Origin of the sequence: Cohnella sp. OV330, from assembly GCF_900112065.1 — a bacterium.
Lineage (GTDB): Bacteria > Bacillota > Bacilli > Paenibacillales > Paenibacillaceae > Cohnella.
In genome coordinates this window covers 266,449-284,421 of record NZ_FOKE01000005.1, presented here as the reverse complement: position 1 = coordinate 284,421, position 17,973 = coordinate 266,449, and the positions used below count along the sequence as shown (strand labels likewise).

The window sequence follows — 17,973 nt, the reverse complement described above, 5'->3', positions numbered from 1 at the left end:
CCGTTTCCTCGACAGCTGCGGCAGCGGATACTTCGTCGTCGGCCTGCTTGTCCCGCCCGATCCGTCCGCCGATCCATTGCTCGTACAGCTTGGCCAGCGCGGCAAGATCCTCTTCGCCGTAGCCCGCCGCGGCGCCGGCCTGGAACAGGCTTTTGGACGCTTCGAGCATCGGCGTCGGCACGCCGAGACCGTCGGTCAGCGCGGAGGAAAGCTTAAGGTCCTTGAGCATTAGGGCCAGCGAGAATTGAACGCTAAAATCGTGGTCGATGATCTTCGCGCCCTTCAGATCGGCCTGCTTGCTCGCAGCGCCGCCGCCCTGCACGACCCGCAGGAAGGAGGAGGCATCGATGCCGGCTTTGGCCGCGATGGCCATGCCTTCGACGAGGCCTGCGGCATTGATGCCGACGATCGTATTGTGGGCGAGCTTGGCCGCGGCCCCGCTGCCGCTCGGTCCCATGTACAGCACTTCGCGTCCCATGGCCAGCAGCAGCGGCTTCTGCGCTTCAACGACCTGCGCGTCGCCGCCGGCCATGAACAGGAGCGTGCCGTCAATGGCCGCGGGCTTGCTCCCCGTCACCGGGGCGTCGAGGAAATCGCAAAACGCGTCCGCGGCGTCCCGGGCAAGCCGGCGCGCGAGATCGGGCGATACGGTGCTGCTGTCGATGAGCACGGTGTTAGGCTTGAGCCCGGCGAACACGCCCTCGGTCCCGTAGTACACTTCCTCCACCGCCGCGTCGTTGCTGATCATCGTCAGAACGACATCGGCGACGCGCGCCGCCGCCAGCGGCGTGGCGGCTTCCTCGGCTCCGAGCTCGAGCAGCTGCTGGGCCTTGCCGGGCGTACGGTTGTAAACGATGACTTGGTAGGACTTGCGAAGCAGGTTTGCGGCCATAGGCAGACCCATCGTGCCCAGTCCGATAAATGCGATCGTTGGCATATTGATTTCCCTCCCAGGGTTCAATCCGATTCTTTCATTATAGGAGAACTACGAGCCCGTGAAAAGCATCGTGCGTTCGCCAGGTTTACAATCATTCCCACCCGCTGCGCGCAAGTCACATAAAAACATATTAAAACGTCTTTATTCCATGTATCCGCACATTCGATTCCGGTATGCTATCTGGATAGACTAACACTTGAGGAGGCCGACATGGCGATTTCATTCGACCGGGAGCGTCAGACGTTTCATCTGCAGACGCCGAATACAAGCTACATAATTACTGTTGTCGAAGGCCTTTATCCTGCACATGTTTATTGGGGACCCAAGCTTCGCAACGCCTCATGGCCGGGCGGCCTGACTCTGCGCGAGCGCGCGAGCTTCAGCCCGACGCCGAATCCGGACAAGCCGTCGCTGTCGCTCGACGCGCTGCTGCAGGAATATCCGGGCTACGGCTCGGGCGATTTCCGCAGTCCTGCTTACCAATTCGGCCTGTCCGACGGCACGACGGTGGCGGAGCTCGTCTACCGCGATCACCGCATCTTCGCAGGCAAACCGAAGCTAGAGGGCCTTCCCGCCACTTATGCGGAGTCCGACGAAGAAGCGGAAACGCTGGAGCTGACGCTGCACGATTCGCATTCCGGCCTTATCGCGATCCTCAGCTACACGACGTTCCGCGATTCGGACGCGATCGCCCGCTCGGTCCGCTACGTCAACGAGAGTGCCGATTCCGTCCGCATTCGCCGCGCGCTGAGCGCCAGCGTCGACTTTAACAACGACGATTACGAGCTGGTGCACCTGAACGGCGGATGGGCGAACGAGCGCAATCTCTCGCGCAGAGCGCTCGTCCAAGGGCAGCAGGGCATCGAGAGCCGTCGCGGCTCCAGTTCCCATCAGCATAACCCGTTCGTCGCGCTGGTGTCGCCGAATGCGGGAGAAGAGCAGGGAGACGCCTACGGCTTCAGCCTCGTCTACAGCGGCAGCTTCGCCGCCTCCGCCGAGGTGGATCAATTCCGCACGACGCGCGTATCGATCGGCATCAATCCGTTCGACTTCGAATGGCTGCTCGAGCCGGGCCAATCGTTCCAGGCGCCCGAAGCCGTGCTCGTTTACTCGAACGAAGGTCTCGGCGGCATGAGCCGGACGTATCACCGGCTGTATCGAAGCCGTCTCTCCCGCGGCGAGTTCCGCGACCGCACGCGTCCCGTGCTCGTCAACAACTGGGAGGCGACTTACTTCGACTTCGACGCGGACAAGATCGCGGCGATCGCGGAGGAAGGCAGCCGGCTCGGCATCGAGCTGTTCGTGCTCGACGACGGCTGGTTCGGCTACCGCAACGACGACACGACGTCGCTCGGCGACTGGAAGGTCGATCTTAAGAAGCTGCCGCAAGGGCTGGACGATCTGGCGAAAAGGGTAAACGCGCACGGTCTTCAGTTCGGTCTCTGGTTCGAGCCCGAGATGATCTCGCCGGACAGCGACCTGTACCGCGCGCATCCGGACTGGTGTCTTCACGTCGAAGGCCGCAGACGCACGCAGGGTCGCCGCCAGCTGATCCTGGATCTGTCGCGCGAGGACGTATGCGACTATATCATCGACACGGTGGGCGGCGTGCTGGCTTCGGCGCCGATCGCTTACGTCAAGTGGGACATGAACCGCAACATGACGGAGATCGGCTCCGCGCTGCTGCCGCCCGAGCGCCAGCGCGAGACGGCGCACCGTTACATGCTCGGCTTGTACCGCGTGCTCGAGACGATCACTTCCAGGTTCCCGCACATTCTGTTCGAGAGCTGCTCCGGCGGCGGCGGGCGGTTCGATCCGGGGATGCTTCACTACATGCCGCAGACGTGGACGAGCGACAACTCGGACGCCGTATGCCGGCTCAAGATCCAGTACGGGACGAGTCTCGTCTATCCGATCAGCTCGATGGGCGCGCACATATCGGCCGTGCCGAACCATCAAGTGCACCGCGTCACTTCGCTCAAGATGCGCGGCGACGTGGCCATGTCCGGCAACTTCGGCTACGAGCTCGACCTGACCAAGTTCACGCCTAAGGAAAAGGAAGAGGTCAAAGCGCAGGTTGCGGCCTATAAGGAGCTGCGCGAGCTCGTGCAATTCGGCGACCTGTACCGCCTCAAGAGTCCGTTCGAAGGCAACGATACGGCATGGGCGGTCGTCTCCGCCGACAAGTCCGAGGCGTTCGTCGCGTTCTTCCGCGTGCTCGCCCAGCCGAACGCGCCGATCGACTGGCTGCGCCTGGCCGGACTCGACCCGAACGCGGACTACGAGATCGTCGGCACCGGCGAGCGGTTCGGCGGCGATCAGCTGATGTATGCCGGCCTGCCGGTACCGCACCTGGAGGGCGACTTCCAGAGCGCCATCTGGCGCATCAAGCGCGTTTAATATTTTCACGACAAAAAGGCCGCATCGGCAAGGTTATCCTTGCCGATGCGGCTTTTTTGATCGAACGCCCGATTGCCGCGCTTAGACATCGGCGACGCCGCCGGACGGCAGCCGAACGACGACCTGCGTGCCGATGCCGGGGCGGCTGAAAATGGAGACGCCGTATTCCGCGCCGAACGCGAGCTTGATCCGCTGGTCGACGTTGGAAATGCCGTAGCCGAGCTCCTGCAGCGAGGCGCCGCCTGCGGGCTTGTCGCAAGGCATGCCCATGCCGTCGTCGATGACCTCGAGGAAGATGTCGCCGTCTTTCCGGTACGCCTTGATCACGATGCCGATGCCGTAGTCGTCGTCCCACAGCCCGTGGCGGATGCTGTTTTCGATAAAAGGCTGCAGCGTCAGCTTCACGGTCGGATAGCTGCGGACGTCGTCCTCGATGCGGTAATGGATGTGAATCAGATCCTGATAGCGGATTTGCTGGATGGCGATATAGTTGTGCGTCAGCTTAAGCTCCTCGTTCAGCGAGACGATGCTTTTTCCTTTGTTCAAGGAGATGCGGTAGAACTTGGCCAGATGGGAGACCATGTCCTGCGTGCGGCGGTCGTCGTTTTTCATGGCGAGCGCGGAGATCGAAGCCAGCGTGTTGTACAGGAAATGCGGATTGATCTGCGCCTGCAGCATGCCGAGCTCCGCCTCTTGCTTGGAAATTTCCTTTTTGTAAACCTCGTTGATCAAGTTTTTGAAACGGGCGGCCATCTTGTTCAGCGCGAACGACATCTGTCCGATCTCGTCGTGCCCCATCTTCATGGAGACGAGCTCGAAGTCCTCCCGCTCCAGGCGCCGTATATTTTTAAGAAGCGTCTCGATGCGCTTGGTCGAGAGCCGGGCGACCGCATAGATCAGCACCATGCAAAGCAGCAGGCAGACGGAGGCGATGACGAGAAGACGGTGCGTCGACCGATTAGCAGCCTCCATGAAGCCGCTGTAAGGAATGATGGAGATCGTTTTCCAGCCGCTGCGGATCGCGTTGTAAACGACCAGCACTTTTTCCCCTTCGTAAATGGTCTCGAACCGGCCCGAGCCTTCCGTATCCCGAGGCAGCGCGAGCCACTCCCCGATATTCGCGTTCAGACGGGTTTTGTCTTTACCGGACACGATCGTTCCCTGCTCGTCGACGATGTAGATATCCTTGTCTTTGTCCTCCTTGTCGATCAGCGCGTAAAGCTCGGATTCCTGAATGTCGATCGCCAGAATGCCGTACGGAAAGTTCAGGCTGTTGTAATTCAAATAGCGGACGAGCGTGAACATCGGCGGCGTCGCTTTGCGCGGCGGATCGGCCGGCTGCGCTGGCGTGATCGTGAAGATGACGTTGCCGTAAGTGTTCTGCACCTTGTGGAACCAAGGCTTCTGCTCGATGACGTCGGTCAGCGGCTTGATGAACGTGTCGTCGAGGTGCATGGACGCATTGGTCGTGTAAATCGCGATCCCGAATACCTCCGGATTGGTCGTGAGCACGTTGTTCATGACGTTGTCGATGTAGCGGTAGGCGTCAAGGAAGTCCGCATTGTCCCGGTACGACTTGACCAAATAATCTTGCAGCGTCTCGTCCAGATAGAGGGACGCGGATATTTTGTTGTAATTGTCCAGCTTGTTCTCCAGGTTGCTGTTGATCTGGGACGTCATGAGCGCGGCGCTCGCGAACGTCTGCCGGATCAGCTGGCTCTTGACCGTATGGTAGGAATAAAAGACGAACGACAGCAGCGGTATGAAGGCGACGAGCAGGAACAGCGAAAACAGCTTGCCCCGCATGCTCAGATTCAGAAAAGGCGACGTCAGGTTACGGGTGAGGAATCTGCGCATGGCGGTCCTTTCTTAAAGCAGTTTTTTGCGATAATCGTTGGGCGTGACGCCCCGGTGCTTATGGAACAGCGCGCAAAAATACGATACGTTCTCATAACCGACCGCTTTGGAGATCTCGTGCACTCTGAGCGACCTGTCCTTGAGCAGCTCGGAAGCGCGCTTGATTCTTACCTTTGTCAAGTATTCCAGTATCGTTTCCCCGGATTTCTCCTTGAACAGCGTGCGGATATAGTTAGGGGAAAGGTAAACTTCGGCAGCGAGCTGCTCGACGGTAAGCGGCTGGCTGTAGCGTGCGTCGATCGCTTCGATGACGCGCTGCACGATCGGCATGTGCTTGTCTTGCTCGCGCGCTTCGATCATGCCTGCGAGCGTCCGGCACCAAGCGGACACCTGCTCGCGCAGCTCCGCCAGAGACTCAGGCTCCATCATTTTTTTCCAATTCGCTTCCTGTCGGCCGCGGGCGCCTTCGGTCGCTTCGAGCAGCGGCGCGTACTGCCGATCGAGCTCGGACAATAGATGCGCGGTATCGGAAACGATGATCTCGCGCGGCGTTCGGTTCGCCGCGTAAGGCGCCAGAAAGTCGGCGACATGCCGGTCGATCTCGTTCAGCCTAGCATGGGAGATCGCCGATCCGATCGCTGCCGCGGCAGCCGCCGGATCGACAGTCGGCCTCTTCGGAGATTCGAATGGCCCGTAGGCTAGCACCGCGGCGCGGCCGATGTCGTAGAAGCGCGAAGCATGGGCAAGCTTGGCTTCTTCGAAGCGGTCGTGCAGGTCGATCAGGTGACGCCCCTCTCCGGAGAGTCCGACGGCGAGACCTGCGCCGCGGGACGCGAACTCGGCGCTTAGCGCCTTCCAGAACGCCGCATCTTCTTCTTGCTCAGGCGTTTCGGCGGACGATTCCGCATAGTAAATCGCGCAAAATCGCTCCTCGTCCAGGTACCAAGCGTAGTGGTGTTCTCCCCGATGGCCGAGCGCATGCTGAACGTCCGCGAACAGGTCGGCTGGCCGTGCGCCAGGCGACTTGGCGTGAAGGCTCGCATAAGCGACAACGTAGCGTCCCGCGAGGGGCAGCGGGCGGGGCAATCTCTGGATTTTCTGAATCCACTCCCTGCGGACCTCCGCGTCCGTCTCGAAGGCAAGCGAGCGGACGAGCCGCTCCTTCAGCCCTTCGGCGGACCCGAGCAATTGCTTATCCTCTTCGCATTTGCGGATGACCCGCTGCATGACCGCGGCCAGCTCCTCGTGATCGATCGGCTTCAGCAGGTAGCCGACCGCCTCGACGGCGAGCGCGGCTTTGATATATTGAAATTCGTCGTGCCCGCTCAGGAACACGATCTTGACGTGTTTGTCCAACTGCTTGGCCTTGCGCGCGAACTCGAGCCCGTCCATGACGGGCATTCGCACGTCCGTCAGGATGATGTCGGGCTTGCACAGGCTCATTTTCTGAAGCGCCTCCCGGCCGTTCTTGGCCGTATCCGCCACGGCTATACCCATGTCCGCCCAGCGGACATATTGCGCAACCGCTTCCAGTTCCAGCTTTTCGTCGTCCACAAGCAAGATTCGATACATGTCCGGCGCCTCCGCATTCAGACTCCCGTTGCAGGTTTTATTTTAAAAGGTATGCTCCGATTCAACAATGCCCGGGACCGCAAATGCGTTAAATAGCGTTGCGTTTCCGTAAATCGAGTTATGGAATCGGGCTCGGCGGCGTTCCTATAATGAATGAAACGCAGACCGCGTTGACGCTTTCACTACGGAAAACGAGGGGGAAGATGATGTTGATTCGCTTGTGGAAGAAAGGTTTGCTACTGTTTCTGCTGGTCTGTCTTGCGGCGGGCGGAGGCGGGAGCTTCGCGCCTCGCGCGCTGGCCGCCGTGGCGAACGTTTACGAGGCCGAGTCGCCTGTGAATACGCTGGCGGGTAACGCGGCGGTTGCCGATAGCGAAGCGGCGTCCGGCGGCAAGAAGGTAGGCGGCTTGTACCAGGGCAGCTCCGTCCGGTTCAACGGCGTCGCCGTCGACGCCGACGGCACTTACAAGATCACCGTGTACTACGTTTCCGGCGATCAGCGGTCGTTTAACATCAGTGCGAACGGCGGGCAAAAACAGTACGAGGATCCGCCCAAGACGGCGGATTGGGATACCGTCGGCAGCTATGAGCTGACGCTTCCGCTGACGGCGGGCGTCAATGCGATTCTGATCGACGACAACAACTGGTATGCGCCGGATATCGACCGGATCGTCGTCGGCGATCGTGTGGAGGGTCAAGATCCGGGGGCCGAGGAGCCGGACGACGATTGGCAAAAGGAGCTGACCGGCACGAGCTTCGAAGCGGAAGCGCCGGAGAATGTGCTGACGGGACACGCATCCGTCTCGGATAGCCCGGTCAGCTCGGGCGGCAAGAAGGTAGGCGATCTGTACCAGGGCAGCTCGCTGACGTTCAAGGACGTAGACGTGCCTGCGGCTGGCATCTACCTCGTCCGGCTCTATTACATTTCAGGCGATCAGCGTCCTGTGTATATGAAGGTCAACGACGGCGGGGACGAAATGCTGGACCTGCCGAAAACGGCCGACTGGAATACCGTCGGAACTTACGACGCTTCGGCGGAGCTGCGCAAAGGCGCCAACGAGATTGTCTTTTCCGATCACGATTGGTATTCGCCCGACATCGACCGGATCGAGGTCATTCCCTTCACGGTCGGCTATGAAGCGGAGGACGATGCCAATGTCCTGAGCGGAAACGCGAGCGTCTCCGACAGCCCGGCGGCCTCGGGCGGCAAAAAAGTGGGCGGCTTGTACCAGGGCAGCTCGATCGTATTCACCGGGATCGCGGCGCCGATGACCGGCGATTACAAGGTCAGCGTCTCCTATATCTCGGGCGATCCGCGCGGCTTCCGCATTCGCGCGAACGACGGCGCCGACCAGTATATCGAGCCGCCGAAGACGCCCGATTGGGGTACGGTCGGCACCGTCGACGTGAAGCTGTCTCTTCAGGCCGGCGTCAACACGATCGCCGTCTCTGACGGCGATTGGTACGCGCCGGACATCGACCGGATCGTCGTCGAGCCTGCCAAGGCGTCGGAGACGGACACGCCGGACGAAGAGCTCGGCACGCTCGGCGATCCGGGCGCGACGGCCGATTACGGCGCGATATCCGTGACGCAATATACGTACGGGCTGATGGTCTCGAACGGCGCGTATGACATAAGTTTGAATGCCAAGAACGGTTATGCGGGCTACGACTGGAAGCTCGGCCAGCGGATGTCGGGCGTATACGGCGCCTTGAAGCTAGGCGACGAGCTGGTGGAGACGAAGGCATACGCGCATCACGAGCTCGCGGGCGCGCCGACGCCGATCGAGGACGTGTTCGGCAAGGGCGTCGAGATCGCTTTCGTTCATACGTCACCGGGGAAGCCGACGCTCACGCAAATTTACAAAATCTATGAAAATAAAGCCTACTTCCTCGTCCGCCTGGACGCCGCGGGCGACACGGCGCTGACGTCGAATTACATGGCGCCGATCGCCCTGAAGCGCAAGAGCGGCGTCGACATCGGGGTCAGCGCAGACAACCGGGTTCTGAACGTACCCTTTGACAACGATGCTTGGGTTCGCTACAAAGCGCAGCCGATGAACCGGTCCGACACGAGCTACGAGGCGACGGCGATCTACAACGCTTCGACGCGCGCCGGACTCGTGCTCGGCTCCGTGACGCACGACGTCTGGAAGACGGGCATCGACTGGACGGGCGCGGCCGACCGGCTGAACGCGCTGACGGTATACGGCGGCGCGTCCACGCCGGCGACCCGCGACTCGCAGCCGCACGGCAGCATCGCTGGCAGCGAGCTCTCGTCGCCGACCGTAATGGTCGGCGCGTTCGCGGACTACCGGGACGGGCTGACGGCTTACGGCGACGCGAACGCGGTCGTCGCGCCGAAGCTCGAGCTCGGCCCGGACCTGCCGGATGGCGTGCCCGTCGGCTGGAACAGCTGGGGCGCCTACGGCAGCTCGCTTTCTTTGCAAAACGTGCTGGACGTCTCGGACTACTTTAAAAACACGCTGACCGCATTTAACAACGACGGCGACGTTTATATCAACATGGATTCTTATTGGGATAATCTGAACGACGAGCAGCTCGCCCAAGCGGTGGCAAAGATCAAGTCGAACGGCCAGCATGCGGGCATCTACTGGGCGCCTTTCGTCTACTGGGGCAACAATATGAGCCAGCCGGTCGAGGGCACGGACGGGGCATACACTTACGGCGATATCGTGCTGAAGGATGCCTCCGGGCAGCCGCTTCCGACGCTCGACGGCGCGTATCCGCTCGACGTGACGCATCCCGGCGCCAAGCTGCGCATGGACTACTACCTGAACAAGTTCAAGTCGTTCGGTTTCACGTACATCAAGCTCGATTTCCTCACGCACGGATCGCTCGAGGGACAGCATTACGATCCCGCCGTCACGACCGGCATCCAGGCATACAACCAAGGCATGGCATACGTGAATCGGGTGCTGGACGGTAAAATGTTCATCAGCGAATCGATCGCCCCGATCTTCCCGAGCCAGTACGCGCACGCCAGACGCATCTCATGCGACACGTACGGGAAGATCAACGAGACCGAGTACGAGCTGAATTCGCTCACGTACGGCTTCTGGCAAAACGGCACGATCTATGGTTACACGGACCCGGATCATCTGGCGCTGTCGCGCGCGGACAGCTTGGAGGAGGCCCGGAGCCGCGTCAATTCGGGCGTCATCTCGGGCACCGTGCTGCTGGACTCGGACGACGTGAACGATCCGAAGGCCAGGAGCTATATGGAGGCGCTCTACGGCAACTATGAAGTGATAGCCCTTGCGCTGAAAGGGAAGGCGTTCCGGCCGCTCGAGGGCAACACGGGCGCGAATGCGGCCGATGCCTTCGTCCTGAAGGACGGCGCAGATTATTATCTGGCCGTGTTCAACTTCAGCGCGAGCGCTACGGCGGACAAGACGATCGATCTCGGCCGCGCAGGCCTCGACGCTTCGCTGACGTATGCGGCGAAGGATTTGTGGACGGGCGAAGCGTCGGCGGCGACCGGCACGCTGCAGCTGTCGCTGGCGCCTGCTGCGTCCAAGCTGCTGCGATTGACGGCGCCGGCGGTGCCGGGCGAACAACCGGGCGAACAGCCAGGTCAGCAGCCCGGCAACCAGCCTGGCAACGGACCTGCCAATTCCGGCGTGCCCGGGACGGCGGCGGACGGGAAGGTCACACTGACCGAAGCCATGCTGGATAAGAGCGGGGCGCAGGGCGCCCCGTCCGTAGAACTAAAGGACGACGTGCGCGAGTTCGTGCTGCCCGGCAAGCTTGCCGCTTCGCTCGCCGAGCGGGGACTGACCGTCCATGCGGGCGCGATCTCGCTGGGGCTGCCGGCCGCTGCGTTGAAGGCGCTGCTTGACCGATTGCCGGCCGCGCAGCGGGACGGCGGCGAGATCGCCGTCGGCATGGGGCCGGTCGAGCGCACGCAGGCTGCCGGAATGGTCGGGCAGGCGGGCGCGGCCGCTAACGCACAGGCTGTCTTGAAGGGCGGGATGTACGCCTTGAAGCTGACCGTCATGCCGGCGGGCGGCAATGCCGAGACGGTGTCCGAATTTGGCGCGCCGCTGGCGCTGACGCTCCAGACGGCAGCGGGCTTCGACTTTGCGGGAGGCGGCATTTATCGCCTGAACGACGCGGGCAAGCCGGCCTATGTTCCCGGCAAGTTCGCAAGCGGCGGCGTGACGGCAGGCATCGCCGGTCCAGGCGTCTACGCCGTGCTGGAGCTGGACCGCGCGTTCGGCGACGTGCCGGCCGATCATTGGGCGGCCGGCGTCATTCGGGAGATGGCGGCGAAGCTGTACGTTGAAGGCGCGGGCAACGGCGCTTTCCGCCCCGGCGCATCGGTCACGCGTGCCGAATTCGCCGCGCTGCTGGTCCGCGGATTGGGCCTTGCGCCGCAGCAAGCGGCCGGTTCATTCGCGGACGTCGATCCGGCATCCTGGTACGCGCGTTACGTGACTGCCGCCGCGGAGCAGGGGCTTGTGACGGGCAGGGGGGCCGACGGGTTCGCCCCGAATGCGCCGATCTCGCGGGAGGAGCTCGCCGTGATGCTCATTCGCGCCTACGACTTGAAGGCCGCCCGGCAAGTACAAGATGGCGACTCCTCCGGCGCAACCGTTGAGGCTCATGCTGTTGCAACGGCCGGGACATTCGCGGATGCCGGCGACATCTCGCCCTGGGCGGCAGAAGCCGTGAGCGAGGCCGCGGGCCTCGGTCTGCTGCAGGGCAGAGAGGGCAGCCGCTTTGCGCCGCAGGCGCCTGCCACGCGCGCAGAGGCGACGCAGCTGCTGTACGCTTTGATTCGTCCATAGTTGCGCAGTCCGATCGAAGCGCGAATCTACGCGTCGGTTGTCGGCGCGGTTCACAAAGAGGCTCTATTTGGAGCCTCTTTGTGTTGATTGGTCCGGTTTTGCTAATCGTCTTGGGACGCCTCGGGAGCAGCAAATGGACTCAGAAGCCGCTATTTTTGAGGATTGAGCGCGGAAGGCGGATATTGCGGACCGAGGAGCCGTTATTTGTGATAAAGAGAGGCGTTGGCGTACTGTAAGCGGCGAATAGCGGCTCCTGAGTCCGCGGAGACGGGAAAACGTGCGGATTTAGAGAAATAGCGGTTCCTATGTCCGCAGCTTGCCTCAGCGACACCACCGTACGCAGCCCCTCCCAGTGACACCAACACCTCCAGCAACTCCGACTTTGACATCGCGAGCTAATGTCGACGTTTACGCGCATGCCCCAAAACAACGATCCGAAGCCCGCGAAAACTGTGTTATTTAGCGTTGCGTTTCCGAGGAACGAGTTATAGATACCGCTTCTTGCACGAAACTATAATAAACCTATCGACATGCCGCATCGCCAGAGGGAGGGACTTATGGAAGCCTACTTGGAGAAACCGCAACCGCCGGCGATCGCAACAAGCCGCAAGACGGGGAAATGGAAAAAAATCAAGCAGCAAAAGATTTTGTATCTCATGATTTTGCCGGCCTTCCTGTGCACGCTCATTTTCGCCTACGGGCCGATGTTCGGCCTTTATATGGCCTTCACGAATTATTCGCCGGGCGGGGGCTCGTTTTTCGGATCGTTTTTCCGCAGCGAGTTCGTCGGCATGCAATGGTTCCGCTACTTTTTCGAAAACGGCGATTTCTACAAGATCATGCGCAACACGCTTGCTCAAAGCCTGCTGTCGTTGCTCATCGGATTTCCGGCGCCGATCCTGCTCGCGCTTCTCATCAACGAGGTAGGCGGCGGACTGTTCAAGCGCTTCGTGCAGACGGTCAGCTACCTGCCGCACTTCATCTCCTGGGTCATCGCGGCCAATATTATCGTGACGCTGCTGTCTTCCCAGGGCACGATCAACGAGCTGCTGATGGCGCTTCATCTCATCGACAAGCCGGTTCAGTTCCTGCAAAACGGCCACGCCTTCTGGGGGATCATCGCGGTCTCCAATACGTGGAAGGACATGGGCTTCAACGCCATCATCTATCTGGCGGCGATCGCGGGCATCAATCCGGAGCTGTACGAGGCGGCGCGCGTCGACGGCGCGAGCCGCTGGCGCCAGATGTGGAATGTCACGCTCCCGTCGCTCAAGCCGACCATCGTCATCCTGTCGATCCTCGCCGTCGGCAACGTGCTGAACGCGGGCTTCGACCAGCAGTACCTGCTGCAGAACACGACCGTGCTCGAGTATTCGGACGTCATCGATACGTACACGTACCGGTATGGCCTGCAAAACGGCATGTTCTCCTACGGCGCCGCGGTCGGATTGTTCAAATCGGTCATCGCGTTCATCCTCGTCGTCGCCGTGAACGCCTGGTCTCGCAAGGTGAACCAGCAGTCGCTCTATTGATTCGTTCCGGAAAGGAGGCGCGCGCCGTGTCGCTCGTCAGAAGGTCGGAAGACCGCCTATTCATGGCTTTTGTGTATGCGTTCCTCATTCTCGTGTTCCTCGTCACGTTCTACCCGTTCTGGAATATTCTCGTGCTCTCGCTGAACAGCGCCGACGACGCGGTGAGAGGCGGGCTGTACCTGTGGCCGAGATCGTTCAGCCTCCAGAGCTATCAGGAGATTCTGAAGGATCAGGAGATATTGAGCGGCATCAAGGTGACGCTCCTGCGCACCGCGATCGGCGCGCCGCTGACCGTGTTCGTCATCAGCCTGCTGGCCTTCGCGCTGAGCAAAAAGGATCTGGTCGGCAACAAGCTGATCTCGCTGTTCTTCATCTTTACGATGTACTTCGGCGGCGGCCTGATTCCTTACTACATGATTCTGAAAAGCGTGCACCTGATCGACACGTTCGCCGTCTACATTTTCCCGAACCTGATGAACGTCTTCTTCGTCATCATCGTCCGTTCGTTCATGCAAGAGCTGCCCGCCGAGGTGGAGGAGTCGGCCAAGATCGACGGCGCCAACGATTTTCAGATCTACGCCCGCGTCGTGCTGCCGATCTGCGTCCCGGTGCTCGTAACGATCGGCCTGTTCTCCGCCATCAATCAATGGAACGCCTGGTTCGACTCATACGTGTTCACCTACAAGTCCGAGCTGAAGACGCTGCAGGCGGTGCTGGTCAAAATCCTGAACCAGTACCAGACGCAGGAATTCACCTCTTCGTCCGGACAGCTCGCGGATTCCTCTAAGCGGATGGCGGTCTCCTCGGAGACGATCCGCATGGCGGCGACGATGGTCGCGACGCTGCCGATCGTCCTGGTCTATCCGTTTCTTCAGCGTTACTTCGTCAAAGGCATGACGCTCGGCGCGGTCAAAAGCTGATCGGCCATCCGGCCATGAGGGGAGGTGGGGCGGCCGCGAGGAGAAGGCCGGCGTGCCATTCGATTCAAACGGTGTTATGCTTGATCATCCAACTATCATTCGGGGGGAAATACCATGACCAGCCTGAAAAAATCGGTCGTATACGCTGCGGGGGTCACTATGCTCGCGACCTTGCTGGGCGCCTGCGGCAATAACAATAACAACGGCGATTCGTCTGCCAGTCCGGCCGCAAGCGGAAGCGCTTCGGCGTCGGCCGGCGCTTCCCAGAGCCCGTCCGCCAGCGTGGACGAAAAGCCGATCACGCTCACTTTTTTCGACAAGAACACGGGCGACGCCTTTAACAATGAAGTAGCGCAGGAGATCACGAAGCGGACCGGCGTCACCGTCGAGATCCAGCAGCCGACGGGCAACCCGGCGGAGAAGCTGAACCTGATGCTGGCGAGCAGCGATCTGCCGGACATCGTGCTGATGGACCGCGGCGGCGACATCGTGAACAAATACATCGCGGCAGGCGCGCTGATCCCGCTGGACGATCTGATCGAAAAGTACGGCCCGGACGTCAAAAGCATGTACGGCGACATGCTCAACAAAACCCGCTACAAGGACGGCAAAAACTATTATTTGTCCAACTGGTACGGATTCGAAAAAGACGAGCCGAACGGCGGCTTCAACATTCGCATGGATCTGCTGAAGGAGCTCGCCCCGGACAAGGCGGAGGGCGGCAAGCCGTTCACGGCCGACGAATTCGAAGCGCTGCTGCGGAGCTTTAAAGAGAAATATCCGAACGTGAACGGCAAGCCTTCGGTACCGCTGACGATGGACGGCTCCAATATGGGCGCCACGCTCGGCACGTTCAAGGGCATGTTCGGCCTGAAATCTTACTACGAGCAGGACGGGAAGCTGCAGTTCGACGTGACGGATCCCAAGTACCGCGAGATGCTGCTCTATATGAACAAGCTGTACCGCGACGGCTTGATCGACGTGGACTGGGCCATCAACAAGAAGGAGTCCTGGCTGCAAAAGCTCTCGTCCGGCGCCGTGCTCGCTTCGACGGGCGCATACTGGGATCTGGGCGACGCCAACGCCGCGCTCAAGAAGGACGGCGGCGTCGAGAAAGAGTTTTATGCGTATAAGGTCGTCGCGAACGGCGTCGATCCTTCCAAGACGACGTATAGCCCGAAGAGCTCGCTCGGATGGGACGCGATCGGCATCACGAAGGCGAACAAGGATCCCGAGCGCACGATGAAGTTCATCAACTTCCTGGCCAGCGAGGAAGGCCAATATCTGTTGATGTGGGGGATCGAGGGCAAGGATTGGGACATGAAGGACGGCAAGCACGTGCCTCGTCCCGAGACGCTGCAAGGGTTCAAGGACGATTGGAGCGGCTTCGTGAAGCAGACCGGCATCCGCAAGTGGACCTGGTTCATCAAGAACGGAAAAGGCACGGACGGCACGCCTTACGATCTGGCCGGACGCTACGACCGCAACGAGATCGACAAGATGGCGATCAAAAATCTGGCGGATTCCGTATACGACAACGACGCCTACGAGAATCTGGGTCCGCAGGGCGGCACGCCGGAGGCGCTCACGATGCAGAAGGTGCAGGATCTCATGACGCAGTCCGTCACCAAGGTCATCATCGCCAAGAGCGAAGCCGACGCGAACGCCACGTACGACAAGATGCTTGCGGACATGAAGTCCGCCGGCAGCGATAAGGTCGAGAAGGTCATCAACGATAATTACCAGGAGCGCCTGTCGCTCTGGAAATAAAACGGAACGGGAAAAGGGGCAGCAGCGATGCCGCTCCTTTTCCGCGTCCGGACGGAGGTTAAAGGATGAAAAGCTGGATCATCGAAAACGACGGCGCGCGCTTCGTCGCCGACAACGGCGTCATGCGGGTCGAGAACGATCTGAAGGACGGCACGACCGCTTATCGGTGGTCGGACGGCGCGGCCGTCCTAGATACGCACGGAGAGGTCCTATTCAGCGGCCGAACGTGGAGGACGACGCATGGCACTAGCCATGCGCTGCTGCCGGGGTCCGTCCTTGCGGACGCGGCCGCTGCAGGCGGGGGCGCGCTGGCCTGGACAATCGAGCATCGCGGCGCGGATGCCGACATGCCCGTGTTGCGCCAGCGCTTCATTCTGACGGAGGGACGTCCTTACGCGCTGACGGAGCTGTCCGCTACGCGCGACGCGTCCTGGTCGACGCGCGAGATCAGCCCGCTCTGCGCCCTGCGCAACGACGGCTCCGTGCTGTCGTTCGGCGAGGAGGCCGAAGCCCGGGCCGAAGACAAGGAGCTGCGGGTGCTGTTCGTGCCGTTCGACAACGACAAATGGGTCCGGTACGCGGCGTATCCGATCCCTTGCGACGTGGAGAGCTACGAGGTTACCTCGGTCTATCATCCCGCGAGCCGCCGCGGCTTCGTCTTCGGATCCGTCACCCACGACAAGTGGAAATCCGGCATCCAGGCCGCGGGGACCTTCGCCGGCGAGCTGGCCCGGTTGCGGGTATACGGCGGCGCGACCGGACTGCATACCCGCGATTCGCTGAGCCATGGCGCCGTGTCGGGACGCGAGATTCGCTCGCCGCTCGTCTTCGTCGGCAAGTACGACGATTACCGGGAGGGGCTGGAGGCTTACGGACGGGCGAACGCGGAGATCGTGCCTGCGCTGCCATGGAAGGGCGGCGTTCCGTTCGGATGGAACAGCTGGTCCGCCGTCATGGACAAGCTGGACGCCGACGTGTACATGCGCGTTTCGGATTTCATCGGCGAGACGCTCCAAAGCGGCGGCGCGCTGCGCGAGGACGACGCCGTGTTCGTGAACTTCGACGCCTTCTGGAACCATCTAACGGAGGAGGAGTTGCAAGCGTGCGTCGCGCGCGTCCGCGCGAACGGCCAGCTGCCAGGCATATACGCGACGCCGTTCGCGTATTGGGGACGCGATCCGGAGAAGCCCGTCGAGGGCTTCGAGGGCGTCGTCTACCGGGAGCTGCTGTTGAAGGACGAGGCGGGCGCGCTCCTCCCCACGCTGGACGGCGCCTATGCGATGGACCCGACCCATCCGATCGTGGTCGAATCGATCCGCAGGCAGATGGCGCGGTTCGTGGACGCGGGCTTCAGCTACGTCAAGCTGGACTTCCTGACGCACGGCGCGATGGAGGGCAAGCATTATTTGGCCGAGATCGAGACCGGCATTCAGGCCTACAATTACGGCATGTCCGTCGTACGGGACGCGCTCGACCCGGCGCGCATCGGCCGCCCGTTCTTCATCAATCTGTCGATCGCGCCGCTGTTCCCGCATGGCTACGCGCATAGCCGGCGGATCTCGTGCGACGCGTTCGGCTTGATCGGAGACACGGAATACATGCTGAACGCGCTCACGTCGGCCTGGTGGGTCAACGATACCCTGTACAGGTTCAACGACCCCGACCATACCGTGCTTTATAAGAGCCACAATCAGCGTGCCACCGCGGAAGACGAGGGGCGGAGCCGTCTGCATGCGTCGATCATCGCGGGGACCTCGCTGCTGCTCGGAGACGATTACCGTATGCCCGAAGCCGCCGCAAGGGCGCGGGATTGGCTTGCGAGCGGGGAGGCGGTCGCGCTGGCGCGCAAGGGCAAGACGTTCCTGCCCGTGGACGGGGTTGCCGGCGCTGGCGCTGCGGACATTTTCGCGCTGCGGACCGACGAGGGGCTCTGGCTCGCCTGCTTCAACTATGACGGAGAGCGCGCCGTCAAGCGGACGATCGGCTGGAACCGGCTGCCTTTGGAGCGCGCCGATATCTCCCATGCGGTATCCCTGTACGGCGTACCGGCCTCGGACGTCAGGCTCGGTGATGATGCGATCGAGCTCGCGCTTGGCGCCGCCGCATCCGCAGTGTTCTTGCTTGCGACGGACCCCGCTTCGGTTACGTGATCCCGCTCTTGGGGTAGATGG

The 17,973-nt window shown here is 61.4% G+C and carries 8 protein-coding genes and 1 pseudogene; 6 read left to right on the top strand and 3 right to left on the bottom strand.

The window, feature by feature from the left end; genetic code table 11:
* Window positions 1-55: 55 nt before the first annotated feature.
* Window positions 56-937: pseudogene (locus tag BM235_RS14035) on the bottom strand (NAD(P)-dependent oxidoreductase); the annotation flags it as partial.
* A 210-nt stretch (window positions 938-1,147) separates the two neighbouring features.
* On the opposite strand from BM235_RS14035, the gene BM235_RS14030 reads away from it, so the two are divergent.
* The gene (locus BM235_RS14030) at window positions 1,148-3,337 is read left to right on the top strand and encodes an alpha-galactosidase (RefSeq protein WP_090114156.1); all 2,190 of its coding nucleotides are present in this window, start codon (window positions 1,148-1,150) and stop codon (window positions 3,335-3,337) included.
* 81 nt (window positions 3,338-3,418) lie between these two features.
* Here BM235_RS14030 and BM235_RS14025 read toward each other — a convergent pair whose 3' ends face one another.
* Together BM235_RS14025 and BM235_RS14020 are read right to left on the bottom strand one after the other, a co-directional pair.
* Window positions 3,419-5,194 (bottom strand): cache domain-containing sensor histidine kinase, encoded by a 1,776-nt coding sequence (locus BM235_RS14025; RefSeq protein ID WP_090114154.1) that lies wholly within the window; start codon window positions 5,192-5,194, stop codon window positions 3,419-3,421.
* Window positions 5,195-5,206: 12 nt separating this feature from the next.
* The gene (locus BM235_RS14020; RefSeq protein ID WP_090114151.1) at window positions 5,207-6,766 is read right to left on the bottom strand and encodes a response regulator; all 1,560 of its coding nucleotides are present in this window, start codon (window positions 6,764-6,766) and stop codon (window positions 5,207-5,209) included.
* Between the two features lie 206 nt (window positions 6,767-6,972).
* Here BM235_RS14020 and BM235_RS14015 point away from each other — a divergent pair, with 206 nt between their 5' ends.
* The 5 genes from BM235_RS14015 (at window position 6,973) to BM235_RS13995 (ending at window position 17,952) form a co-directional block, all read left to right on the top strand.
* Complete coding sequence (locus BM235_RS14015) at window positions 6,973-11,580, top strand: S-layer homology domain-containing protein (RefSeq protein WP_158543856.1); 4,608 nt, start codon at window positions 6,973-6,975, stop codon at window positions 11,578-11,580.
* Window positions 11,581-12,137: 557 nt separating this feature from the next.
* Window positions 12,138-13,112: an ABC transporter permease gene (locus BM235_RS14010; RefSeq protein ID WP_090114147.1), complete on the top strand. Its 975-nt coding sequence runs from the start codon at window positions 12,138-12,140 to the stop codon at window positions 13,110-13,112.
* Window positions 13,113-13,174: 62 nt separating this feature from the next.
* The gene (locus tag BM235_RS14005; RefSeq protein ID WP_090114639.1) at window positions 13,175-14,032 is read left to right on the top strand and encodes a carbohydrate ABC transporter permease; all 858 of its coding nucleotides are present in this window, start codon (window positions 13,175-13,177) and stop codon (window positions 14,030-14,032) included.
* Window positions 14,033-14,146: 114 nt separating this feature from the next.
* Window positions 14,147-15,802, top strand: coding sequence for an ABC transporter substrate-binding protein (locus tag BM235_RS14000; RefSeq protein WP_090114145.1), 1,656 nt, complete (start codon window positions 14,147-14,149; stop codon window positions 15,800-15,802).
* Between the two features lie 65 nt (window positions 15,803-15,867).
* Window positions 15,868-17,952 (top strand): alpha-amylase family protein, encoded by a 2,085-nt coding sequence (locus BM235_RS13995; protein WP_090114143.1) that lies wholly within the window; start codon window positions 15,868-15,870, stop codon window positions 17,950-17,952.
* Window positions 17,953-17,973 lie beyond the last annotated feature (21 nt).